General features: G+C 35.2%; 25 protein-coding genes. All 25 read left to right on the forward strand.

Annotated features, from left to right (window positions below):
* The first annotated feature begins 188 nt into the window (after nt 1-188).
* Nucleotides 189-551, forward strand: coding sequence for a hypothetical protein (locus N4627_RS03010; protein WP_260964957.1), 363 nt, complete (start codon nt 189-191; stop codon nt 549-551).
* Entirely contained in the window at nt 529-1011 is a 483-nt protein-coding gene (locus tag N4627_RS03015) for a hypothetical protein (protein WP_260964958.1), read from the forward strand. The genes N4627_RS03010 and N4627_RS03015 overlap by 23 nt, the downstream gene beginning before the upstream one ends.
* Entirely contained in the window at nt 1008-1427 is a 420-nt protein-coding gene (locus tag N4627_RS03020; RefSeq protein ID WP_260964959.1) for a hypothetical protein, read from the forward strand. Before N4627_RS03015 ends, N4627_RS03020 begins: the two co-directional genes overlap by 4 nt.
* A 40-nt stretch (nt 1428-1467) precedes the next feature.
* A complete protein-coding gene (locus tag N4627_RS03025) occupies nt 1468-2163 on the forward strand; it encodes a class A sortase (RefSeq protein WP_260964960.1) in 696 nt (231 codons plus the stop codon).
* A 34-nt stretch (nt 2164-2197) separates the two neighbouring features.
* On the forward strand, nt 2198-2560 hold the full coding sequence (locus N4627_RS03030) for a hypothetical protein (RefSeq protein ID WP_191912884.1): 363 nt from the start codon (nt 2198-2200) through the stop codon (nt 2558-2560).
* Between the two features lie 10 nt (nt 2561-2570).
* On the forward strand, nt 2571-2897 hold the full coding sequence (locus N4627_RS03035) for a hypothetical protein (RefSeq protein WP_191912883.1): 327 nt from the start codon (nt 2571-2573) through the stop codon (nt 2895-2897).
* Between the two features lie 144 nt (nt 2898-3041).
* A complete protein-coding gene (locus N4627_RS03040; RefSeq protein WP_260964961.1) occupies nt 3042-4154 on the forward strand; it encodes a hypothetical protein in 1113 nt (370 codons plus the stop codon).
* Nucleotides 4155-4166: 12 nt separating this feature from the next.
* Complete coding sequence (locus tag N4627_RS03045) at nt 4167-4676, forward strand: hypothetical protein (protein WP_260964962.1); 510 nt, start codon at nt 4167-4169, stop codon at nt 4674-4676.
* Between the two features lie 85 nt (nt 4677-4761).
* A complete protein-coding gene (gene mobL / locus N4627_RS03050; RefSeq protein ID WP_260964963.1) occupies nt 4762-6786 on the forward strand; it encodes a relaxase MobL in 2025 nt (674 codons plus the stop codon).
* A 119-nt stretch (nt 6787-6905) separates the two neighbouring features.
* Nucleotides 6906-7094 carry a hypothetical protein gene (locus N4627_RS03055; RefSeq protein ID WP_260964964.1) on the forward strand — a complete coding sequence of 63 codons (189 nt, stop codon included), beginning with the start codon at nt 6906-6908 and terminating at the stop codon, nt 7092-7094.
* Nucleotides 7095-7222: 128 nt separating this feature from the next.
* A complete protein-coding gene (locus tag N4627_RS03060) occupies nt 7223-7984 on the forward strand; it encodes a mucin-binding protein (RefSeq protein ID WP_260964965.1) in 762 nt (253 codons plus the stop codon).
* 215 nt (nt 7985-8199) lie between these two features.
* Entirely contained in the window at nt 8200-8379 is a 180-nt protein-coding gene (locus tag N4627_RS03065; RefSeq protein ID WP_260964966.1) for an LPXTG cell wall anchor domain-containing protein, read from the forward strand.
* A gap of 115 nt (nt 8380-8494) precedes the next feature.
* The gene (locus N4627_RS03070) at nt 8495-8713 is read left to right on the forward strand and encodes a hypothetical protein (protein WP_260964967.1); all 219 of its coding nucleotides are present in this window, start codon (nt 8495-8497) and stop codon (nt 8711-8713) included.
* Nucleotides 8714-8755: 42 nt separating this feature from the next.
* Nucleotides 8756-11095 carry a hypothetical protein gene (locus N4627_RS03075; RefSeq protein ID WP_260964968.1) on the forward strand — a complete coding sequence of 780 codons (2340 nt, stop codon included), beginning with the start codon at nt 8756-8758 and terminating at the stop codon, nt 11093-11095.
* A gap of 1 nt (nt 11096) precedes the next feature.
* The gene (locus tag N4627_RS03080; protein WP_191912870.1) at nt 11097-11279 is read left to right on the forward strand and encodes a hypothetical protein; all 183 of its coding nucleotides are present in this window, start codon (nt 11097-11099) and stop codon (nt 11277-11279) included.
* 12 nt (nt 11280-11291) lie between these two features.
* Complete coding sequence (locus tag N4627_RS03085; RefSeq protein WP_260964969.1) at nt 11292-12113, forward strand: DNA/RNA non-specific endonuclease; 822 nt, start codon at nt 11292-11294, stop codon at nt 12111-12113.
* A gap of 655 nt (nt 12114-12768) precedes the next feature.
* A complete protein-coding gene (locus N4627_RS03090) occupies nt 12769-13929 on the forward strand; it encodes a transposase (protein WP_260964970.1) in 1161 nt (386 codons plus the stop codon).
* A 379-nt stretch (nt 13930-14308) separates the two neighbouring features.
* The gene (locus N4627_RS03095; RefSeq protein ID WP_260964971.1) at nt 14309-14593 is read left to right on the forward strand and encodes a type II toxin-antitoxin system Phd/YefM family antitoxin; all 285 of its coding nucleotides are present in this window, start codon (nt 14309-14311) and stop codon (nt 14591-14593) included.
* Nucleotides 14586-14855, forward strand: a complete 270-nt coding sequence (locus N4627_RS03100) for a Txe/YoeB family addiction module toxin (protein ID WP_182580279.1) — start codon at nt 14586-14588, stop codon at nt 14853-14855. Before N4627_RS03095 ends, N4627_RS03100 begins: the two co-directional genes overlap by 8 nt.
* Before the next feature lie 138 nt (nt 14856-14993).
* Nucleotides 14994-15791 carry an aggregation-promoting factor gene (gene apf / locus N4627_RS03105; RefSeq protein WP_260964972.1) on the forward strand — a complete coding sequence of 266 codons (798 nt, stop codon included), beginning with the start codon at nt 14994-14996 and terminating at the stop codon, nt 15789-15791.
* 516 nt (nt 15792-16307) lie between these two features.
* Nucleotides 16308-16997 (forward strand): hypothetical protein, encoded by a 690-nt coding sequence (locus N4627_RS03110; protein WP_260964973.1) that lies wholly within the window; start codon nt 16308-16310, stop codon nt 16995-16997.
* Between the two features lie 25 nt (nt 16998-17022).
* On the forward strand, nt 17023-20664 hold the full coding sequence (locus tag N4627_RS03115) for an SEC10/PgrA surface exclusion domain-containing protein (RefSeq protein WP_260964974.1): 3642 nt from the start codon (nt 17023-17025) through the stop codon (nt 20662-20664).
* A gap of 119 nt (nt 20665-20783) precedes the next feature.
* Complete coding sequence (locus N4627_RS03120) at nt 20784-21035, forward strand: type II toxin-antitoxin system RelB/DinJ family antitoxin (protein WP_191912862.1); 252 nt, start codon at nt 20784-20786, stop codon at nt 21033-21035.
* Between the two features lie 14 nt (nt 21036-21049).
* Nucleotides 21050-21349 (forward strand): type II toxin-antitoxin system RelE/ParE family toxin, encoded by a 300-nt coding sequence (locus N4627_RS03125; protein ID WP_260964975.1) that lies wholly within the window; start codon nt 21050-21052, stop codon nt 21347-21349.
* Nucleotides 21350-21561: 212 nt separating this feature from the next.
* On the forward strand, nt 21562-24264 hold the full coding sequence (locus tag N4627_RS03130; protein ID WP_260964976.1) for a hypothetical protein: 2703 nt from the start codon (nt 21562-21564) through the stop codon (nt 24262-24264).
* Nucleotides 24265-24404: the final 140 nt, after the last annotated feature.

Here is a 24404-nt window from a genome sequence, read left to right on the forward strand (position 1 = left end):
AGGGCCTTTGGGAAACCCCGCCGTTGGCGGGTCGTCGGCTTGCCGATGACAGTTTCCCCTTATGCTCATTCATCAATATTAAGTAGAGAGTAGGTTATTATACCTTGTTCAATTTTTCTTGTTATTAAATCATTAAATATATTGGCAGTGAATGTCGATAAATTATAAGTAAAAATGAGGGAATTATCTTGGTAAATAAAAGTAAAAAAGTTTCAACACACATTGAGTTAGATGAGACTGATAGTCTTGATTTACAACATATGGCGAAGTCAGAAAAAATTTCAAAAAAAGAACTTATCCAAAACATTATTCAATCATATTTACATGAGCAAAGAGTATCAGAGTTATTACCAAATATGATTGATCAAAATCGTCGGCTTGCTGAATTTTTAAACGACGTTAAAGAACTCTTAGTGGCTAATTCTTTGTCGCTTAATCAAATAAAATCTTTGCTTTATGAACAGGCAGGATTGGATGATGATTTTAACAAAGAAGCTGAGGAAATTTTAAAAGCAAAGGAGAATACCAATGACTCAAAACTCAATGATTAGATTAAATGCTACTAATGCTGAAAAAGTGAATCAATTGTTTGCTTTTTTAAAAAGCAATACGTACTTAATGGATGAAAATATCAGGACAAAATCGGGACTAGCTAATCAACTTTTAGGGGACTATCTATCAATTTTGATTCAAAAATGGAGTGATGATCCTAAGCTGATGTACTCTGATTTTAAGAAACAGTTAATTAATAAAAAAGTTGCTGATCGGAATAAAGAAGTAATTAAATTGGAACATGGTAATCGAGACTTACTTAATATGATTTTCTACTTGTTAATGGATACTAACCAAAGTATAGTTCGTCGTGATATGCGAAGCTACGAGAAGTTAGATTCAATGTATCATGCTGGGAATGCTCAAAATGAAATTTATGCTGCACTAGCTAATTTGGTTAAACAAGATAATCAAGAGTTGTTCAAAAAGTTGTCTAAAAAAGGGAAGGGGCTTTTATGAAAAATCTAAAAAAGATCGATGGCTTTTATGAGGCTCTGCATGAACTTTATAAAACTGATCCGTTATGGTATCAACATGTTGGCGATGAAACTTCACCAGGAAATTATGTTGATGATGGTTCTTTAGAAGTATCAGGTCGGTTAATCTTTAAGGAACGAAAACAACTTGCCAAGATAAGAGAAATGCTTGGGATTACTAAAAAAACTTACCGGAGTTTATCACAACGAGATGCGGTTAGACTGGTCGTAACTTATTACAAGAACTTTGGTTTAAATAACAACCAAATATCTGGGCTATTGGATTTCTCTGAGAGTACTCTACGGCACGATTATCCACCGCTAAAACCAGACGATAAATTACATCCTGCATTTGTCTTAAAGCTTCGAGATCGTCACGGAAGAGTAATTCTAAAGTAGGTGAAGAATTTTGATTTTAAATTCAAAAAAAGATTCAAAATTGAAGATAATCTGGAAGCAAAAATGGATTAGGATTACTACTTATATTCTTCTATCATTAGTTGCAAACTTCTTAGTTTTTAATAAGCCAATCACTAATTATCTTGTTCGTTCTTACCAGCCAATTATTAATCGTTCTACTATTCAAAATGCAAATAAAAACAATGGTAAGAATGATTATGCTTCGGTAAAAAGATTAACTCTTGCTCAGATTGCAAGAGCAAGGGTTAATGCTAAAAATATTCCGATTGTTGGTCAAATATGTGTTCCTGATGATGGTATTAATTTACCAATTGCTAAGGGGATTAATAATACTAATTTGGCATTTGCAGCAGGAACCTTTAGAAATAATATGGAGATGGGGAAGGGTAACTATGCATTAGCTGGTCATAACATGAGTAATCTAGGCCCTAAGGTTTTATTTAGCCCTTTATACTATCGAGCAAAAGTTGGTCAGAAGATTTATTTAACCGATATGAAGAATGTTTATACTTATAAGATTACTTCCAAGAAATTTGTTTCCAAGTATCGAGTTGATTTAGTCAAGAACACTAATAAAAAACAAGTCACTTTAATTACTTGTGATGCAACTGGAGCTAATCGGTTAGCTGTTCAGGGCACATATATAAACTCAAGAAAATACCAAAAAACTCCTCAGAACGTGAGAGAAGCTTTGAGTCAAAAGTTTAATCAATAAGGAATATCTAAAAAGTACTAATTGGAGGGAAAATATGGAAGAATTTGTTTATGTAGTTGTGCATATAAAAGGAGAATATGATTCAGAAGTATCAACTACAATTGGAATTACTTGTGATTTGACTTTAGCAAAGAATTTTGCTGCCAAAGCAGCAGAAGGAATTAATGCTAAGAAGGATTATGATTTTGACCAAGATGAAATTTTGTTACGTCAATATAAGTTTAATTGTTATTTAGCTGAGGGTGATTCCAAATGGGATAGTTCTAAATTGGAAAGCAATGCACTAAAAGAAAAGACTTTATATCACTTGAAATATGATGTTGATGATTATGACTGTCTTACTTCGGGTATATTAAAGTTCTTAGAAGAAAATCAAAAACTAGTAAAGAAAGGATGAGATGATAAAAATGTCAAATACAAGTTTAGAAGGATTACTAGGTGTTATACTACTTTTTGTTATGCTCATAATTATTATTGGAGCAGTTATCTTTGCTGATAAGTATGGTGATGAATCTTCACCAATCAAGATCATGGGTGGAGTATTTCTGATGGCGCTCGGTTCACTTTCGTTAGTAGATGGATTTAATAAGTTGTTAAATACAAATGATATAGGAACTGCATTTGCAAAATGGGGCCTTTTTATTATCATGATTATTGGGCTTGGCATTGTTTTAAATGGTGTATATGAGGCTTACAGTGGCTTTAGAAATAACAAGCGGTCCCTCAAAAAGTAGAAGTTTGTCTCCAAGTATCGAGATGGACTTTTTTATTAATAAGTAAATAAAGGATGATCGTTTTTGCGGTCATCTTTTTATTTTGGCAAATGTTGAATTTGCTGAAGTAAATGTAATAGTTACGGTAAGAAAGAAGGGGTAGTTATGGGTAAGATAATTTCACATACAGGATATCAGACGAGCATTGAACATTTTAATAATAACAAGCACTTAACAGAAAACCAGCGTCAAAAAATATTTAATCAATTAACGCCTGAACAAAAGAAAGTACTGGAAGAATTTAAAAAATATCAAGTAAACTCAAAGCTATTAACGAAAATCAATGAAGAAGGCGGTGATTTTGAATTTGTTGGCTATGATGAGTTCACAGATTTTGATAAGCACAATCCTAGTGCTTCACCACTAAAATGCGAGTGTGGGAAACATGTTAAGTATTTATATTACTGTGTTTCAAAAGATAATCACAAAAAGTATAAATTTGGCATTAATCATCTGAAGCAAGAAGCAGGAATATCACCTGAAGTAATTAACGAGATTAAGAATGGTTATCATAAAATTGACCTCGGAATTGATGAGATATTACAGAATATAGAATACGGTGAATTATTTCCAACAGGTGCTTATGAATTATGTGTCCAAAAGAATTTATTAAAAGATATTTTTAGCAAACCTCAAATTCGGTATATTCAGAGTTTTTACCAGGTTAAGCTTCCACTTTATGATAGAGATCGTGAAAAGCTTCTGAAAATTACTGAATGGTATCTTAATGACCAGGCATGGAAGATTAAAGAAGAACAGAAGAAACGAGTACAGGAAGTGCAATTAGCTAAACAGAGAAGAGAAAAAATAATTATTCAGGCAAAAATTAATAATCGTAATAATAACTATAAAGATTGGTTTAGCAATCTCGGTAATCAAGACAAACTTGCATGGCGACATAAAGAAGTAACTTACGAACGTGTGTTACGTTATTTTCCAAAGCTAACTGCCAAAGGAATTTTGGATCCAAAAAGTATCATACAAACTTTAATTGTGTCTACTGTTTTCGATGATGGCCGCCTAGAAATGGGATCTGAGATAGATAGCAAGTCAGTAACAATGCAAAAGGTACAACCGATGATCCAGAAGTACCAGTTGCCAAGTAACACGAAAAAGATTAATAACTGCTATGATCAGTTAATTCAACTATTAATACGGAATTGGGTCATTGTTTATGTGAATAATCATTATGTATCAAACATTCGGTTTCCAGAATAGAGGTGAAATTTAATGGAGCACCAGTTTGAAGACCGACTAGCATTAGCACCATATGTGGGAAGCGATATTAAACTAATTGGTGTGGTTATCAGGATAAATTCGATTCTTTATGATCGTTATAAAGACTATAAACAAGTGGTTGTAGCTTCTGTTTATGATATAGAGCATGATATTCAGCTTGATCATATTAATTTGATGTTAAGAGTTAGCCAAGCAAATAAACTTTACTTGTATGAACCAATTAGTTTCTGCGGTAAGGTCACTAAATATCTAGCTAGGCATTACTTATCAGAATTAGGTAATATGGTGGTTTATAAAAAGACCTATGGAATGGCCCGCTGCAAGGCAATTCAAAAGATTTCCAATATTCCAGTCGATAAACTATCAAAATGGAGTGAAAGTCGGATACTAAATTCAGACTTGGATATTAATAAATATCGTGAATTACCTAATGATGGGACAAGAGAGTATCAAATTATTTCTGATATTAGAAAAACTAAAATTAAGGAGTTACTTCAATAAGGAGTAGCTCTTTTTTGGCGAATCTTGTGTAAAACACATAACTCTTTTAATTAAGTAATAAAGACTTAATTAGGAGAAAAAATAAATGGGACTATTTACTAAGACTGGTGAAGATTCTCCAGATATTATCTATACGCAAGAATTTCGGGTTGCTAACGGGGTTCGTTATCTTGGGTATATGGAACGGGAAAATGCGGTTTCTCCAGAACAAGAGAACGATTTACAAAGAGAAAGAAATGTTCAAAATGATCCGGACGTTGGTAAAAACTTTAAGGGGTACTTAGGTTACACAGATCGTAAAGCAGCTACTAAGATGGAAGATGACCTGACAAACGAAGAAAAAGGTGATTATCCAACCTTTGCTCAGGGAAGTTATGAGTTAAGTGAAAAGCAACATCAAGAGTTAATCAACAACTTAAAGCAAGCGCAAAAGAACAAATCATTACTTTGGGCGGGCGTTATTAGTTTTAGTCCTGAGTTTATTGAAAAATCTGGATTAATGAATGCTGATGGCTCCGTTAACCAGAAAGCAATCAAAACGGCCGTTATGAATGCTATGCCCGATTATCTTAAGGCAGAAGGACTAGATAATCCTCAGACCTTTTGGTGGGGCGATATTCACTTAAACACTAATCACGTCCATGTTCACTTGGCAATTAGCCAAAAGAAAAATACCCGACCGTTAAAGGAGAATGGGGAACCTAAGGGAATGTTCCACACCAAATCTATTCGTAAATTAAAATCAATTCTGCATCATGAACTGGCTAACGAGGAGAGCCGGACCAGAACGATTGCCCTGGAGAAATCATTAGATTATCACAAGGGCGTAATGAAGAACTTGGAAAGTCGGTTAATAAAGCAAGATCAACATTTAGAGAAGCTATTAGTCAATCTTCAACAAACGTTGCCTGATTACAAGGATAAACGGAAATGGCGAGCTTCCAATCATAGTGTTGATTTTAAAGAATCAAGAGAATTAGCTTATGATTTAGTTGATTATCTACTTGATCATCAATTAAGCAATTCCTATGCGTTCTATACGAATAGTTCACAGCAATTAGATGAGGTAGCTAAAGTAAGTTACGGTAATAACATTAAGGATACTGTTCAGCCGCGAGACGATAAGCTCAGAGATCAATTGGTAAACTTATTATTTGCTAATCTTAGGGACTATGAGTCAAAGAGAAAACTATACAAAAAAGACCGGTTGCAGATTCTGAAAGAACAAGGGCCGGAATTAAATAAAAGAATTATGAAGGCCGAAGAAACGGCATTAAAGGGTATGGATGGCTCTTCTGATGTTGCTAGGGAGATCAGAATGCGCCTAGGGCTTCGACGGTATTACTTGAAGATCTACAACCTGGATCAACAAGTAGACGATCTAACTAAAAAGATCGATGGTTTATATAGCCTAGGTGAATTAACCAAGTTATCACCATTCATTCGTTACTATCAAGAGCGACAGGTATTGTTAAAGATTGAGAAGAAACCGCAGAAGGGACTAACTCAACAGGAAAAGAAGCTGCAAAGCGTTCTAAGAGGCAAATATCAAGATGTTAAGAGACTATCAATAGAGAAAGCTACTCCCGATAGAATTAGCAAACGATTGGACCAGCTAAAAAAAGAGCAACAGCTGCTAAAAAGTAATCGGAAGGATCCAGGAATTAAATATATTACTTCTGATTTAAAACAGCTATTAAATCAGTATCAAGATGAAATAAAGGTGCTGCAGCTCAAAGGGCAAATTCATGAGAATAATAACTTACCGCTGGATGAAAGAAAAAGAGTGAATGGTCCGCTATTTCAGGAATTAAAGAAGATTTACTTAAGAATTGAAGATCCGGCAAATCATCCAAATAGACCAATCATTGATTACCTGGATAAACACTTATTTGATAAAGAGTTACCGAGTAAAAAATCAACCAAACGAGAACCGCCAAAGAAATCAGCTGTCTTGGCACAAGGAATTACTCGTAGTCTAAGTAATTTAATTGAATCTTCAAAATCAAGTTCTAAATATCGTTCCAAACGAGCATTACGTGAACGTCTGGATAAAGATGATGATCTTGAACGTGAAGATGAGAAGGAACGGCGGAGAGAAGAAAGATAAAAAGAGCCTACAGAAAAAGCAGGCTCTTTTTTTATGGCAAAGATTGCATAGAAAAATAAATTAGGTATCTTGAACTTGAAAATCAATATATAAAGTGAAGAAAGAGGGAAAACAATTACATGGTTAGAAAATATAGTCGGAGACGAGCTGCCAAGTATATTAATAAAAAACAGCTTCTTCCCAATCACTACACGGCAAAAAGCTTAAAGCAATTAGAAGAAGCAGTTAGATTGGTACCCAAATATTCATGGCATCGGTACAGTAAGAAACAGTTAGATAACTTTATCGAAGAAGTGAAGCCGAGGTAGTAAAGATGAGTGACCAAGAAGTAATGACATTAGTAAATAGACTGCATGATTATGGTTATTATAATCTAATTCTTATAGGATTGATTTTTCTTTTTTTGATTACTGCTATAGGTTTAGCTTTTTTACTCATGATTTTGCAACAGGAGCAGCAGGAAAATTCAAAAGCTGAAAATATAGCAGTTAGTACATCTATTCTTAGTGTAATGCTTTTTGTTGCGTGCATGTTATCACAAAATCATCTTGAAAAAAGTATTGATCATCAACAAAAAGTATTAGTTCAAGAAGTAATTACTAAAAAGAGTGAAACTTGGATGGACTGGAAACAGGATGAAAAGGGTAACTATCATTTTGATAACAGTGATCATGATATTCAAACTGTAAGTCAATCAAAGACTGTCAAGCGAACGATCAAACTTGAGCTACCTGGTGAAACAGACAAACCAGTAGTACAACAGGTTACCTTTACTCGTCACGGTATTAAGGATTTAGTTACTGGTAAGACTACTTGGGGTAGTTGGGATCATAATGGTAAATATCAATTCGATAGCTATACACCTCAAACTATTGCTGGGTATGAAGCAACATCTGATAAGGTGGATTCTTTGTTGGTTACTCCTGAATCAAAAGATAGCGAGGTTACGATTAGCTATCATAAGTTAGCAACCAAACCAACAGTTAACCCACAAACTTCTCAGGAACCAGCTGCATATACTCCAAAAGTTCAAATATCACAAGTTTCTCAACCAGTTGTGGCAACTCAGCCAAAAATTGAACCGCAACAAGAGCTACCACATACCGGTAATGATAACGAAACAGCATTAGCAACTGGATTTATGGGCTTGTTGTTAGCAATTGGCTCACTTAGTTTTGGTAAAAAATACAGAATTTAATTATGGCAAATGTTGCATAAAAAAATAAACTAATTAAATTTCCTCTTGTAAACATAATTACAGGAGGATTTTTTCTGTAAAAATCATTAACCGCCTCGATCAGTACCTTAGAAAGTCAATCAATTGCTGTTAGTGACTCTACAAGTTCTAGTGGTTCTTTTAATAGTAATTCGCTGTCTCAATCAACAGTCTTATCTAGTTCAGTTGTTCAGTCCATGAAGGCTAATTCTGGATTGAATACTGATAACCTGCAGGAACGGCTTTTTGGAAATGACAACTACACAGTTCAAGAACTACCACAAACTGGTAATAATCAAAAAACTGGATTAATACTTTCATTTGCAGGCTTGCTAATGATTATTGGTGCTATCGGATTTTGTAAGAAAAAACATTAATTAGAAGAAAAGACTGCCAAAATGCAGTCTTTTTTATTATGGCGAAAGTTGCCCCACGTACTCTTTTAATATATTTTGCCTAAGAAACCACTTGAAAGGAGTGCACAAAGTGTAAATGGAGGGTAAAAACAGACAGTTTGATCTGGGAATCATTACCAAGATTAGCAGTGGGGTTGCTGAAGGGGTGGTCCTCACGAGCAAAAATCGAGAAAAATTCAAAATTAAGTTTAGAAGTGAAGTAGGTACGTCACTGCGAAAGTACATGGTATTAGGGATTACCAAAGATCATCAAAACTTTCTCTATGAGAAGGGTAAAAAAGAAAGTGAAGGGTAGGCTAGAGTAATGAGCGAGGTTCAAAATCCTTTAACGACTTTAATGAAAAAGAAATTTGGCATAACTCGTCAAAGTTCGCTGACAATTACAGAAAATGATACACCATTTACTACCTTTAGAAAGGTTGCTAATTACATCTACAAAAATGGTGACTGGTCAGAAAATGATATTACTGATTCAATCAAAAACTATTTAGAATTATCACACTTAGAAAATGAAGTCCTTACGGTTAAACGAACGACCCTCGGTGAAAGTAAGATTGGTAGTAGTGCCAAAGGAAAGGATATCTTTGAACTTCAAGTCAAAGATGAACAAGGCAAGACCAGAACCAAATATATGGCTTTGGATATGGATAATAAGTCTTGGAGTACTCAAGGTGATCAATGGAAGCATAGGAATAATGATGGTGTGAGTTGGTATACTGGTAATCTAAATTACACCGTTGGTTATGCTAAATTATTGAAGGATATGTATCAGAATTGGCAATTTGACACAATGGCAAAGGCTGAATTTGATGAGCCTCGAGGCATATTTATCTCGCAAATGCAAAAATTTGTTAAGCATACTTATAGTGGCAAAAAGTGGGAATTTCTTTTTAAACCGGATTTAATCGGTACATTAAATCATGATGAATTTCTTAAAGCCACTAAACCAGGAGATGACAACTTTAGGAAGTTAGCTAATGAATTTCTTAAGAATCATCCAGAATTCGTTGCTGAATATGGCCTTGACCGTAAATTCAGTGAACGTTCTTACGGAATTCACAGGAGAGATACTTATGTACTAAATTTTGTTAATAAATACCTACAGAATACCTATAATATTGTTCGTCAACAGCGTTATGAACACGAGTTAGGTAAAGAGGTTCATGCTAAATCATGGGAAACCAAGAAAAATATTAATAAGGCAACCCAACAAATTATGGATAAGACAGTCCTACATCAGTATTTTAATAAGATTGAATTAGATAATGATGTTGATTTGGCCCTGTTTAAAAAATTTGAAGATGAAGCGATGCGGCTGATGGCTAAAATGCCAGAAAACAAGGAACAGCCAGTATTACGATTACGCAAGTTAGGTAATCACAAAGCGGCTGGAATGTATGTACCAATGCTTAACACCATTATTGTTGACTTCCGGAAGCCTAGTGAAATTTATGCTGATCGCCAGGAAAATAAGAAAGAAGAAGCTAGTTTTTCTTCATTTATCCATGAGTATGGTCACTATTTAGATCATCAATTGGGATCAAGGAAAAATTTAAGCCTCGATTATCGGAAACCACAAAATTTTGTTGAAGCTCCTACTTTATCTTTACAACCAGATTTTGCTAATATCTTGCAGAAATATACTGATAATCTAAAAGCAATGGGAGTTAATAGTAAAGAATTGGAATACTTCAGTACCCCTTCTGAGGCTTTTGCTCGGGCGTTTGAAGTATATACTTACGAACAGTGCGGTCTAAGAGGTAATTTGAATCATAACCAGGACGACTATAAGACTGTTCAATTTACCGCTTTTAATCCAAAACTAAGAAAACAGCTAACGGAATATTTTGATCATATTCCAGCAATTAACCACTTGCGAAAGGCTCTTAATGTTGATACTTCAATTAGTCAAAAACGCCATATTAGCGATGAACGACAAAACCAAGAAATCCTTAAAGATCGAACCCAATTAGCTAATTTCTCAATTGATTTATTACGAAAGTGGACCCAAGATGCTCGTCAAGTAGAAAATCTTATTAGCACTACTGGTAAACAATTAAGTGTATCTAATCCGACAAGAGTAATTGCTTATGATAAATGGGGAGATAACTTACCTGAGTTGATAAGTCTTCATGCTTTACATACTAAAGGCATTGCAATTAAGAAGTATCGAGAGGTAGATCATATTCAAGCCTACTCACGGCAAAATGGTCATTGGTACCCGGACAAAGTATATAGCGTACCTGATCTAAAAGAAGCCATGATTAATAATAATCATGACTTAGATTCACTTCATGAGCTGCAGAAAGCTAAAGAGTTTGCTAAAGCTGATGATAAAAAACTAGAAGAAGTGGTATCAAAGCAATTAGAACAGGAACACCCGGAAAATTCAGAGGATCAAATTCAAAATAAGATTGCAAAGTATATTCTGGTAAGTGCTCACTCGTTAAAAAAAGAACAACCGCCGTTCAAGTTTACGGATGAGGAACGAAAGGTAGTTAACGGGTTAGAAGAGCATTCACGATCTAACCTATATGCACAATCGTTTAAATTAGCGCAAAAGTATGAACCAAAATTACAACAAGAAATTAAATTTGGTATTAATCATGTTGCTAGTAAGAGCTTAGAAGTAGGTAAGCAATTAAGTTTAAGCTTTAATAAACCAAAGGAGCTTTAATATGACAGGAATAGTTGAAGATAAGGATTTAGCATTAGTCGAGTTTATCTTATATGGTGTTGCTCAAGTAAAACTTTTTCCTTCTAATGAACGAACCAAGGTTATTCTTCCTCCCAAAAATAATGTAAAAGTTGGGGAAATCTATAGTATTAGTAATGACCATTCACAATTAATTTTGAACTAGGCGAGAAGATAAATGAGATTTGTAAAAAGAGTTGGTGGCTTCCTAGCAATTATTTTAGGAATTGGATTATGGGGAGCTTATTATAAACAGTCAAAGGCAGACTTACATTACTATACAAAACGGATTGAACGAAACTATCATCAACAGCCCCAAGCTCAAAGCTTCCCTACAAAAGGGCAAGCTGATAGCGTTCTGAGTGATAATGTCAGAAAACAAGTTGGCAATCAGATCGTATGGAATGGTTACGGTGCATATGTTGTTAATAACAACCAGACTAATCTAAACACTAATATTAACAGTGCTCCTTACGCGGTTAATCATTTAGATAGTCGTGGCCGAGCTTGGCAAGGTGATAGCTGGTTAAATAAAACTACCCGCCAGTACCAAAATCGGAACCAAACGGGTAATGGTGTTACTAATTGGAAGCCAGCCGGATTTAAACAGGTTTATCATTTAACCAATGGTTATTCACATGCATATGACCGTGGCCACTTGTTGGGATATGCACTAGTTGGTGGCATTAAAGGCTTTAATGCATCTGAATCTAATCCAGCAAATATTGCTACGCAAACCGCTTGGGCGAATGAAGCAAATAATCCTAAGTCAACTGGTCAGAATTACTATGAAGGATTAGTACGGCAAGCACTAGATGAAGGTAAACAAGTACGTTATCGGGTAACTGATGTGTATGATAGTAATAATATTGTCCCCTCAGGTGCTCATATCGAAGCAAAATCAAAAGATGGCAGTTTAGAATTTAATGTTTTCGTGCCTAACGTGCAGAATAATATTTTGATTAATTATGCTACTGGGAATGTAAAACCAATTGGATAATTTTAAGGTTCTCGTTGACTCTTAGAGAGTTGGCGAGAATTTTTTGATAGAGACTAGTTGTTTTATTTTATAATGAATATACATAATTATGTGTTGCGTAAGGAGAAATAACTAACTATGGATAAAAATAATTAGAATGCCATTAAAGAAACCTTGCTTTTGTTGAATCAAGGAATTGACAAACAAATCAAAGAACGGGTGAACTACTCGGTCATTTATGGCCGAGTAGTTCACGAACATGAATGACCATCAATCAGAATTGCGCTGGTCACTTCAACGCTTAATCTTCGAAGCTCAAATTCAGATGGGGGGGGAGACAAAACACCTTCCTAATGCACTTTCGGCACAACCATGTTATAATTTATTTGAAAGAAAGATATTTGCCATGGTGCAAAAAAGCCACCCAACTACGCCCATAGTTGAGTGGCTATTATTTTGCGCTCCATGCCGTCAGAAATTATTTCCGCCGACGAAGCCAATCAGCGAAAAGTGCAGTTATCAAAGAGCCCAGAAGGCTCAAAACTGCTGAAAGAAAGACGCTTGTCACGGTACCACCTCCTTTACTTAATTTGTTAGGCAGAAAGCCCGTGACTTTATTCATGGGATGAATGCCAGCTAATGATATAATTTTTCTAAGAAAAGAGGTGAGCAGTTAATGAGTAAAGTTATTAAAGGAATTAAGCTACGCTTGTATCCAAACCAAGCTCAACAAGCACAACTATGGCAAATGTTTGGCAATGACCGTTTCGTTTGGAATCAAATGTTGGCAATGGTGAGAAGCCGTTATCAAAACAATCCAAGTAGTCATTTTGTAAATGGCTATCAAATGGATGTTTTGTTAAAAACTTTGAAGCAAGAATATCCATTTTTAAAAGAAAGCGATTCAACAAGCCTACAAGTAGTTAATCATAATTTAGATCAGGCATTTCAGATGCTGTTCCAACATAAGGGAGGACAGCCACGTTTCAAAAGCCGGCGGAATTCTCATCAGTCGTATACCGGAAAATCAAAACTCTTTGTTGCGGCTAAACGGTATCTAAAATTACCCAAACTTGGTTATATCAAAACTAGTAAAACTAGTCAGCTTCAGAACGTTAAAATTAAACGTTATACGGTCAGCCATGACCCAACGGGTCGTTATTACCTATCACTGCAAGTTGAAGCTGAAGCTGATCAATTGCCAAAGACTGGAAAAACGGTTGGCTTAGACGTTGGCGTTGCTGATTTAGCCATCAGCTCTGATGGAATCAAGTATGGGGCCTTCAATGCTAGATGGTTAGAAAAGCAAGCTACTGAGTGGCAAAGTCGCTACGCTAAGCGCCGTCACCGAGCTAATGCGGCTGTTCGACAGTGGAATCATAATCATAAAACCGTGAAGCTGGAACTTGATGATTACCAGAATTGGCAACGGGCTAGAGTAATGAAGGCTCGTCATCAACAACGGATTGCTAATCAACGTAGAGACTACTTGCATAAGCTAACGACGGATTTAGTTAAGCAATATGATGTGATTGTCATTGAGGATTTGAAAACCAAGAATCTCCAAAAGAATCACCACTTAGCTAAGGCAATTGCCAATGCCAGTTGGTACCAGTTTAGAACGATGTTGCAATATAAATGCGAGTGGTATGGCAAACAATTAGTCGTGGTGAAACCAAACTACACCAGTCAAATCTGTTCGCATTGTGGATTCCGTAGTGGCAAGAAACCTCTCGCAATCAGGGAATGGACATGCCCGAGGTGCGGTATTCATCACGACCGGGATATTAATGCAGCAGTTAATATCCTGCATAAAGGATTAAAAGCTATTGGCTAGGGACTAGCCTTGGTAAGATAGCGAAGTTCTGTAAGTTAGGTATCTGGAATACCAGACGAACAATCCTAAATACTACTTCGCGTTCCCAGAAACCACCGACTTTAGTCGGTGTGTAGTTCATGTAGGAGTTGCACGGACGGCTCTATTATGCTAACAAAAAATTGTCTAACATTTTCTAAATCGGACACAGAATACACGAAAATCAACTAGAATTTAGTGTATTCTAGTGTATTCTTGTGTAAATTAAAAAAAATGATGAGGAAGAGGATTTTACTCAGATATGGGAAAGTCTATAGGAAATCATCTATGAATATAGATATTTGTACACAATTATGTACAAATATTAGAAGAGCTGATATACTAAAGTTGAGGTGATACTATGATCCAAGCAGTTACTACCAAAGATTTTAGAAAATCATTCAAGAAATATGCCGATGATGTGGCAGAGTACGGTGAAGCAATTATCGTTGCCCGACCAGAAAAGAAAAACGTAGTCATGATTTCAGAGAAAGAATACAACTCTTGGCAAGAAACTAATTATTTATTAGGAACCAAGGCCAATCAGAAAGCATTATCGCATTCAATTAATCAGTTGGGTGATCCTGAAAAAAATCATTTATTGACTCCTGAGGAGTTTGAAAGGATTGCTAACACTAATGACTAGGCTTAATGTTAATTTTACGCAGGATGCTTGGCAGGAATATTTAGCTTGGAAAAAAGATGATAGAAAAATGGTAAAGCGAATAGATAAGATTATTAGCGACACGATTCGTCATCCATTTACTGGTATTGGTAAGCCAGAACCTTTACAACATAATTTGTCTGGTTTTTGGTCTCGTAAGCTAAATAGTGAGCACCGTATGGTATATGGTGTAACAAGTACAGAAATACAAATAGTGCAACTTAAATATCACTATGATAAATAATCATAAGAAGTAAAAGGGTTATTAGTAAGTAGCCCTTTTTTTATTTATTGTTCTAACTTTTGGGGTGGCAGAAGTTGATCTTTTCTTTTCGGTAGAAATAATACAAACAGACTACTAGAAAAGGAAGGTACTAAATCTATGGAAAGAAGTAAGTCAAAGTTCAAATATTTATTATCAACAGCAGCCTTAGCTGGTATGCTATTGGCTCAAAGCGGTAATGCATTAGTTGCACATGCTGATCAGGTTCAACTGAAACCAGGCGACACTTTATCTGCTCTAGCACCACGCTTCAAAACAACTGTTAATGACTTGGCTTCTCGGAATCATATTGCTAATCCAAACAAGATCATTGCTGGTCAAACGATTGATACCGGCAATCAAGCACAAAATACTGATTCAGCTACTAAGATTGTTGTGGTTAAAGCAGGTGATACAGTTAGTTCTTTAGCTAAGCAGTACAATACGACAATTAAGCAAATTGCTAAAGACAATGGATTAGACGCTAACTATACAATTATTGTGGGCCAGCAATTGAAGATTAATCCAGATGACGGGCAAACTAACGATACAGGATCATTACCAGCAGCTAATAATGTTCAATCTGCTGCTACTTCAACGACAACTTCTAATTCAGCTACAGCAAATCAAACTACTACAAGTGCTCAAACCGCTAGTGTAAACAACAATAATAGTTATAGTTCACCAGTTTCAGGTAATGAAGCAGCGGCCAAGGCATGGATTGCTGGTCGTGAATCAGGAGGCAATTACAATGCTCGAAACGGCCAATATATTGGTAAATACCAATTGTCATCTGCCTACTTAGGTGGTGATTATTCACCAGCTCATCAAGAACAAGTAGCTGATCAATATGTTCAAGGTCGATACGGCTCCTGGACTGCTGCTCAACAATTTTGGCAAGCTAATGGTTGGTATTGATTATGAAAAATTTTATACAATTTTTGCATGACAAGAGAAAAACAATAGTTCGATGGCTTTTTACCATACTATTGCTTATAAGTTTTCTAAGTTGTTGCGAAATAATAATTAACTATTCTGCCTTTCTAAAGTCAATAGAACCGCAATTAAAGCAAGTGTCAAAAACCATTGATAATATAACCATAACTAATAGCTTTATGTATTGGGTTGAAGCTTGGTTCGTGAGCTTATCGACTTATCTTGTTTGGTCGATTTGCTATATTTGGGATACTACCGCAAAACATAAATCAAGCAACCAAGACAAAGAACACTAGTATTTTAACTATTATTAAGGATGCATTTCCGGTGTTTAATAAAAGACAAGGGGATATATTCTTTGCATAACAGCTAAGCAGCAAGCTTTTCTCGCTTGCTGCTATTATTTTTAAATAAAAGATATAAAAAGATACTAAAAAACTATTGAAATAATATCAAATAGTGATATTATAATAAGTGTAAACGGAACGAGGTGATAAGGTGTTAACTAAAGGAGGTAAGGCACGAAGAATTCTGAAATATCCTGATGGCTTTTTTAAAGATGATTTTCGTGTTTTAACCGAAAAGGATCTAACAAAATATTTAGGAATTTCAGATAAAGAGCTTTCACATTATCAAAAACATACTTCTGAATTGACTGACGCAATGATTACTAGTTTAGCTAAATTGTATGATGACTTAGCTGGCAATGGAGTTGCCGTTAGCGAAGAGAACGATGCGGATGATATAGAGGAGAAGGCTATTGAATTACTGAATAATTGGAGAAATTTTTTAGATGAGAAAGGAAAAGTTTTAACTGCTGATAAATTAGCAGAATTATTAGAGGTTAAAAGGCTTCAGATATTCCGATGGAAAAAAGATTATTCTAAGATTCCTAAGGCTATGAAGTCTAAATTGGCAAAGCTTTATGATACTTTACTAAGGGTTGACGACATTCCAACTCCTCACGATGACTTTCTCCAATTACTTCGGAACATTAGAACTGAAGATGAAATGTTTGAAATAGTTCAAGATGAAATTGCAGAGGTGGTTAAACAAGGATTAAAACAAACAGAAGTAACTTATTACACTCGAGAAGTATTAGATACTTTTACTGAAGGGATAAAAGCCAAGCAATCTACGCTATTAAGGATTATAATTACTAAGATGAATGAAAATAATGGGAATTAAGTAGTTTATTATTAGGAGGGTATTAATGATGACTAAAAAAGTAGATACTAAAAAGATTTTAAGTTTAACTGGAGTTGGTCTTGCTACTGTAGCTGGGGTTTCTGTTGCTAACGAAACTGTAAAGGCTGATACAACTAATAGCGATGTCACAATTCAATCACAAGCAACTGATCATGTAGCTAAACAAGCAGCAGTTGATCAAGCACAACAACAAGCTAGTCAAGCAACTGTAGACGTTAACAATGCACAAAATGATGTTAACAATGCTCAAGCCAATGTTACTAGTGCTCAAGGGGCGGCTGATGCTCAACAACAAGTAGTTAACAATGCTCAAGCAACCGCTAACTCTGCTCAAAGTCAATTAGACGCTAATAATGCTGCATTATCACAAGCACAAAAGAATGCTGATAACGCTACACCAGAAAATATTCAAAAGGCTAAGGATGCAATCAGTGATCAACAAAAGACGATTGATCAAGATAACCAAAAGGTTACTGATGCTCAAAAGGCAGTCGAGGCTGCTCAGAAAGCTAGTGACCAAGCTAAGAACGATGTTACTGATGCTCAAAATAAGGTTAACGATCAACAAAAGGCGGTTAATGATGCCAAGACTAACCTTAATAATGCTAAGGATGTTTTGAACAACAGCAATTCTGGTAAGGCTCAAGAAGCATTGGATAATGCTAAGGCTCAAGTTAAGGCTGACCAAGATACTATTACTAATGACCAACAAGATATTGCTGGGAAGTTTAATGCAAAGAACCAAGCACAACAAGCTTTAACTGATGCGCAAAGTAAGGTAAAGCCTGCTGAAGATGCGGTTAAGAATGCTCAAAATGATGCTCAAAAAGCACAAGACACTCGTGACCAAGCTCAAAAGAACGTTGATAATGCTAAGGCTGATCTTGATGCTAAGAACAAGGCTAAGAGTGATGCTCAAAGTAACTATGACAATGCGAAGGCTATTCTTGATGGCAGTGATTCTGGTAAGGCTCAAAAGGCATACGATGACGCAACTGCTCAAGTAAATAATGACCAAAAGTCTGTTGATGCTGCTCAACAAGTCGTTAATCAAAAGCAAGGTGCTTTGGACGATGCTACTAATAACCAAAATGCAGCTGAAAAGACTGCTACTAATGCTCAATCAGATGTAACTGCTAAGACTACCGCTGCTGACCAAGCTCAATCAGCACTTGATTCTGCAACTACAGCTAAGAATGATGCCCAAAACAAGGTTGATGACTTAAATGATCAAATCAGTAATTTCAACACGATTACTGTACCTGATGGATATGGTGATGCATTAAAGAATGTTTTAACCCATGGTGAATCTAGTAATTGGGAACAATATTCTGATGATTTAAATAATATTGCAAAGACTGGTATTAGTAATAACGTTTATAAAGACAATGAAGCAGAAAAGAAGGTAATGGTTGATGTTACTAACTTGGATCAAAATACCCGTAAAAAATTAAGTGTTTATACTGCATCATTAATTAATCAAGTTCGTGATCAGCTGGGATCACAAGATGTAAAGGTTACTGCTAATTCTGTTGCGTTGGCACATAAAATTGTTGATGGGTATAATGCAGATAATTGGAATGCTTATTCTAAGGGTGACCATGACCATTCGCTTCTTGATCGTACAGATGGTTGGACTGCAGAAAATATGGGATTAACTAACCCGCTCTTTACTGAAAACTATTATGTTTTACGTGACGGATACGCACTTCCAAAGGGGAAAATGCAAAATGTTAATGATTTAAAACATTTAATTTATGATGATGTTCTTTCCATGTTGTTTGCTGATAGATCATCTGCTTGGGGACATGCTTCTTCATTTGCTAATATCAATAATGAAGATACAGGTACTTTAGGATTTGATATTGATAACTATTACAATACTCATTATGATATGGGAAGTAGTTCAGAGGACAACTCGGAATCTTACACTGTTCCTGATGTTGAAGCATTAAAGAACCAGTTAACCACTGCACAACAAGACTTAACTACCAAGCAATCAGCATATGATCAAGCTAAGGCTGCTAATGATCAAGCTCAAAAAGATTTAACTACTGCCAAGAGTACTTTAACTGATGCTCAAAATGCTGCTAGTGCTGCTCAACAAGCGGTTACAGATGCACAAAATGACTTGAGTACTGCTAAATCAGCACTTGACCAAGCTACTACTAAGTTGAATGATGCTAAGACTACTCAAAGTCAAGCTAAGCAAAACCTTGATGCTTACCAAGCTGATCTTAAGACTAAGCAAGCTAATGTTGATAATGCTCAAAAGACTTTAGATAATGCTAAGGATGCTGCTAGCGAAGCAGAAGGTAAGCTGTCTACTGAAACTGCTGCTTTAACACAAGCACAAAAGAACCTTGATACTAAGAACCAAGCGGTTACAGACGCTCAAGCAGCTCTTGATCAAGCAAACGCTAACGTAAAGACTGCTCAAGGTAATCTTGACTCTGCTACTGCTGCTTTAACTAATGCTCAAAATAAACTTACTAGTGACCAAACTAAGTTAGCTAATGACCAAAAGTCTCAAGAACAAGCACAAAAGAACGTTGATAACTATGCTGCTGACTTACAAACTAAGCAACAAGCAGTTAAGGACGCTCAAACCGCCCTGGATAACGCTAACCAAGTATTAGCATCTCTTAATAATGACTTGACTACTAAGCAAGCTAATGCTAAAGATACTGACGATGCCTTAACTAAGGCTCAAGCAAATGTTAAGAGTGCTCAAACTCAAGTAACTAAGGATACTAACAAGCTATCCAATTTGAAGCAAAACTTAACTGATTTACAAAATGCTCCGGCATTACTTGCTAAGGCTCAACAAGCAGTTAAGGATACTCAAGCTAAAGTTGCTAGTGCTAACCAAGCATTAGCCGCTGCTAAGGCAAAGCTTGCTCCATTAGCAAGTGCTGTTCAATCAGCTAATGATGCTTTAGCTGCTGCTCAACAAAAACTTGCTAGTGCTAAGGCAAAGCAACAAACTGCTGAAGCTAACTTGGCCGCTGCTAAGGAAGCTCTGAAGTCTGATGCTGAAAAGTACGCTAACAAGGTAGTTGTTAACCCAATTAACTTAACCGAAGGTGATCAATTACCAGAACCACAAATGGCTAATAGCCTTGTAATTCCAGTTAACCTTCACAGTGCTACTAATAAGACTTTGATGGTCTTGGCTGCTACTGGTAATGGCTCTGCTGCTGATTTACCAGCTGGGACTACTGCAACCTGGGCTAACCGGGCACAAGTCCTTGCTGATATTCAACATGCTGGTAACTACACAGAAGATGTATTGGTAACCTTCCCAGATGGCTCTTCAGCTATCGTTAAGGCTAATGTAAAGGTTGCTGCTAAGAATGCTGCTTCATTTGTAACTCCAGGTAGCAACAGTCAACCAGCTAGTCAAACGTCTACTAATGGTTCAACTACTAATGCTGTAAATGACAAGGTTGCCTTTAGCGGTAATGGAACTTCAAGTGTTGTTTCCAACAATGTTGAAGGTACTAATAGTAACCAAACTTCTGCTAAGAAGAATGCCGATGCCAAGACATTACCACAAACTGGTAACAACAACTCAACTGCAATTGTTGGATTAGGTTTAGTATCAGCCTTCGCTGGACTCCTTGGCTTGCGTAAGTTTAATTAAACTTCTTAGAATCCATCAATTATTTACCAAGCCAAGCAAAAAGACTCCCATTAGGGAGCCTTTTTATTTACTTTGTATATTTCATGTATTACAATATACATACAGAAAGGGTGATGATTATGACTAAGCCATACAGTTTACGGCTTGATGAACAAACCCACGATGATGCCCAAGACGTTTTTACTGATTTGGGAATGGATTTTTCGACTGGTATCAAAATTTACTTAAAGAAAGTTATCAAAACTAATGGTATTCCATTTAAGGTCACTAATGAAACAGCAAGTCTTGATCGTTCGATAGAGGAACTAAAAGATGGTAATTACAAATCATTTAACTCTGTCGATGAGCTATTTGATGACCTTGATAACTAGGAGGAAGATTAACATTGATTATTAATCGAACTCCTGAATTTAAACGTAATTACAAACGTCTTAAGCGAAAACATTATGATATGGATAAGCTAAAACATGTTATCAAGCTTCTAGTTGCCGATGCTAAGGAAGAACTGATCAAAAAACATAAGGATCACAAACTACACGGTAAATATAAGGATTTACGTGCATTACATGTTGATCGTCAGTATGATGATAATTGGGTTCTGGTTTATCAAATTCGTAATAATAAAATTGATCTTCATATTTTAGATTTAATCCGTACTGGGAACCAGGATAAGAGCTACCGTTAAGACTATATATTACGGTAGCTTTTTATTTTAGATTGAGCATGTTAGAATTTCAGATGATTTAACATTTATGAGGTGAATAAGATGAATAGTGTTATTAACATCGTTAAGAAATTGATGGGGGGGGTAAAAGTTCACCCCTAATTACCGTATTAGCGAAAACTTTACTTGTAACCAATAAGAAGGCCATCGCTTATCGAAAGGCGGTGGACTAGGTGAGTCGAAGTCTTGTCGGTAATTTCTATAACGCAACGAAAGATAAACATGACAAAAGAACTAACCACAAAAATACTAACCAATCAGTTGTAAATTGGCTCCCTTACCCGAAAACAAGGCAAAAAGAATTCTTGAATGCTCTTAAAATAAAGTCATCAATAAAGGGTGTCAGGCAAGAAAATATTGTTGAGGGCCAATGGTTTAACGTTCTTAATTATTGCTTTGCAGAACCAAACAAGCAATACTCTACTCAAATGGCTAAATTATTAGAAACGGATGGAATGATGTTTGTCCGTGATATAACTGTAGCCTTAAGCTTACTTACTGAGTTTAAAGATGATATAGATTTGGATAAACGTAGTAAGCAAGAGCGGATACTTGCTCAAGTGATCTACTATCTAAAAAAGATTGAACAGCATATCAAAAATGGGAATAAGCTTAACTTAATAATGCCCAATGTGGTATTAGCTGCTGATGCAAATCAGGTCTTTGTTATCAATGCAAGAATATTGTATCCATATTTAAGGCTGAACATTGATTGGAGTAGAAATCCGCGTGCTGCTTATGATACGGGGGAACCTATTGAATTATTCAATAAGCTGGATCAAGATAGAAACATAAATCCATATGTTTACGACTTACGTTCTAAAGATTTTAATCTGAATGATGTTTTAGGTTTAGTAGCAGACCTGGCAAGCACAGAAAACGCCGAGAATTTGAAGAAAATTCCCGTCAACCAGGCAAATATACGTGGCGTCTATGATGAATTTTTACGTCTCGTTACCCAGAAAAGGACTAAAGTTGCTACTAATCAAGAGTTAGTAGGTATGTTTATTCAAGCATTAACTGATCATGATCATTTTATATTAAGGAATAACGAAGTAACTATATTAAATGATAAAGATAACACCTTTAGAAAATATATAGTAAATGGTCGTAATTGGTATGCATTCTTTTCACGATTTGATACCAATTATTCAGTAAGTGAAATAAAAGATATTACTGCCGTTGGTGATGTCTTACTTGAAGAAACAAATCGTAGATTTAGTGGGGAATATTGGACACCAACGATTTGGACTAATCAGGCTATAGCATTATTGGATAAACATCTTGGTAAAGATTGGAAAGAAAAATATTATGTATGGGACAACGCAGCAGGTTCAAAAAATCTTACTCGGGATTATAAGTTTAAACATTTATTTTCTTCAACTTTATTTGGTAATGAATTGCAGATTGGTAAAAATTATAACAAATCAAACGTTGCATTCCAATATGATTTTCTAAATGATGATCCAAATCTGTCATCCACAAATATAGATCAATCAAAGTTAAATAAAAAGGCCCCTGAACTTGTTAACGCTATAAAAAATAATAAACCAATAATCTTTTTTACTAATCCACCGTATGGTTCATCTGGTAATACAAGTGGAAAGAAAAGTAAAACGAACATAGCAAAAACAGCGGTAAATAGACAAATGTTAAAAGATAATATTGGACATGCATCGGAAAATTTATATTGTCAATTCTTTTATCGTGCTGTTAAATTAAAAGAGCAGTTTAACTTAGACAAAGTTATCATTGCATATTTTAGTAATTCTCAGTATCTAACATCCAACAATTATTTCAAAGCGTTGAATCATAAAATATTTTCAAATTTCAACTATGTTGATGGCTTCTTATTTAATGCAGGAGAATTTTCTGATACAGCTACTAATTGGGGAATATCATTTACTTTATTAAATAGTAAAGATAAAAATGAGAATATTCCTAAGTCTTTCGAGCTTCAAGTGAAAAAAAGTAACCCAATGGGAATTATTAAGTTGGGTCAACATACTATATATTCAGTTCCTAAAGAAAAATCATTATCGGATTGGGTAAAAGAAATTGATATACGAAAAAACACAGAAAATTGGAAGAATAATGTTCCACTAGTAACCGGAGCATTTACTGCTTCAAAATCAGATCCCGTTTTATATTATCCTAAAAATGCTATTGGATATGCGTGGTTTAAGGGAAACAATGTTGAATACGCCGATAAAGAAACTGGCTTGTTCTCCACTAATTTTAGTAAGCAACGTGGTACTGCAATAACAAAAAATAATTTTGAAAGGGTAATGGTTAATTTTGCAATTAGACGGGCAACACAACATTCTTGGATAAACAATAAGGATGGGTATAATAGGCCAAAAAGTGACTTTTTAGGAAAACGATCAATTGTAACTGATATGGTTGTCTACAGTATTTTTAATGATAAAAATTTAGCAACTTCCTTGAATAAGTTTGTTTATAACGGAAAAGAATACAATATAAAAAATCATCTATTTTGGCTTAGTAAAGCAGAAATAGCTGAATTAGCTGAAAAAAGTCACTATGCTAATATGGGATTTTCAATTAATGATGATAATGAAAGATTTGTTTATAATTGGATACAAAAAAATCGATCAAATGTTACGCCGGATGGTATAAAAGTTCTTGATATAGCTAAAAAGGTTATAAAGGATACTTTTGAACAGCGTAAAACTTTAGACGAAGATTATCCTGAATTAAATTTGATGAATTGGGACGCCGGATGGGAACAGATAAGACGCCTAATGAATAATGGCAGAAAATCAAAATATTTAAATCAATTTAAGAATGCTTATAATGATCTAGAATCCAAGATTAATAGCTATATTTATAAATACCATTTTCTAGAAAAATAAATTTACCTCTCAGCCTTAATGAAAATTACTTTAACGTATAGTTGATCACTTCATTTGCTCTCAGATGGAATAATAAATTTGTAAATATTATCTAATTATAGGAGAACGTTGCCAGACGTTCTCTTTTTTGCTTTCATATG

Origin of the sequence: Limosilactobacillus vaginalis, assembly GCF_025311515.1 — a bacterium.
Classification (GTDB): Bacteria; Bacillota; Bacilli; order Lactobacillales; family Lactobacillaceae; genus Limosilactobacillus; species Limosilactobacillus vaginalis.

What these genes read in the sequence shown, in the direction of transcription:
- apf (WP_260964972.1), top strand. Translation starts at nt 14,994, where the DNA reads ATGGAAAGAAGTAAGTCAAAGTTCAAATATTTATTATCAACAGCAGCC.
- N4627_RS03045 (WP_260964962.1), top strand. Translation starts at nt 4,167, where the DNA reads ATGGAGCACCAGTTTGAAGACCGACTAGCATTAGCACCATATGTGGGA.
- N4627_RS03095 (WP_260964971.1), top strand. Translation starts at nt 14,309, where the DNA reads ATGATCCAAGCAGTTACTACCAAAGATTTTAGAAAATCATTCAAGAAA.
- N4627_RS03055 (WP_260964964.1), top strand. Translation starts at nt 6,906, where the DNA reads ATGGTTAGAAAATATAGTCGGAGACGAGCTGCCAAGTATATTAATAAA.
- N4627_RS03040 (WP_260964961.1), top strand. Translation starts at nt 3,042, where the DNA reads ATGGGTAAGATAATTTCACATACAGGATATCAGACGAGCATTGAACAT.
- N4627_RS03030 (WP_191912884.1), top strand. Translation starts at nt 2,198, where the DNA reads ATGGAAGAATTTGTTTATGTAGTTGTGCATATAAAAGGAGAATATGAT.
- N4627_RS03070 (WP_260964967.1), top strand. Translation starts at nt 8,495, where the DNA reads ATGGAGGGTAAAAACAGACAGTTTGATCTGGGAATCATTACCAAGATT.
- N4627_RS03085 (WP_260964969.1), top strand. Translation starts at nt 11,292, where the DNA reads ATGAGATTTGTAAAAAGAGTTGGTGGCTTCCTAGCAATTATTTTAGGA.
- N4627_RS03065 (WP_260964966.1), top strand. Translation starts at nt 8,200, where the DNA reads ATGAAGGCTAATTCTGGATTGAATACTGATAACCTGCAGGAACGGCTT.
- N4627_RS03100 (WP_182580279.1), top strand. Translation starts at nt 14,586, where the DNA reads ATGACTAGGCTTAATGTTAATTTTACGCAGGATGCTTGGCAGGAATAT.
- N4627_RS03090 (WP_260964970.1), top strand. Translation starts at nt 12,769, where the DNA reads ATGAGTAAAGTTATTAAAGGAATTAAGCTACGCTTGTATCCAAACCAA.
- N4627_RS03115 (WP_260964974.1), top strand. Translation starts at nt 17,023, where the DNA reads ATGATGACTAAAAAAGTAGATACTAAAAAGATTTTAAGTTTAACTGGA.
- N4627_RS03060 (WP_260964965.1), top strand. Translation starts at nt 7,223, where the DNA reads ATGATTTTGCAACAGGAGCAGCAGGAAAATTCAAAAGCTGAAAATATA.
- N4627_RS03120 (WP_191912862.1), top strand. Translation starts at nt 20,784, where the DNA reads ATGACTAAGCCATACAGTTTACGGCTTGATGAACAAACCCACGATGAT.
- N4627_RS03015 (WP_260964958.1), top strand. Translation starts at nt 529, where the DNA reads ATGACTCAAAACTCAATGATTAGATTAAATGCTACTAATGCTGAAAAA.
- N4627_RS03035 (WP_191912883.1), top strand. Translation starts at nt 2,571, where the DNA reads ATGTCAAATACAAGTTTAGAAGGATTACTAGGTGTTATACTACTTTTT.
- N4627_RS03075 (WP_260964968.1), top strand. Translation starts at nt 8,756, where the DNA reads ATGAAAAAGAAATTTGGCATAACTCGTCAAAGTTCGCTGACAATTACA.
- N4627_RS03080 (WP_191912870.1), top strand. Translation starts at nt 11,097, where the DNA reads ATGACAGGAATAGTTGAAGATAAGGATTTAGCATTAGTCGAGTTTATC.
- N4627_RS03020 (WP_260964959.1), top strand. Translation starts at nt 1,008, where the DNA reads ATGAAAAATCTAAAAAAGATCGATGGCTTTTATGAGGCTCTGCATGAA.
- mobL (WP_260964963.1), top strand. Translation starts at nt 4,762, where the DNA reads ATGGGACTATTTACTAAGACTGGTGAAGATTCTCCAGATATTATCTAT.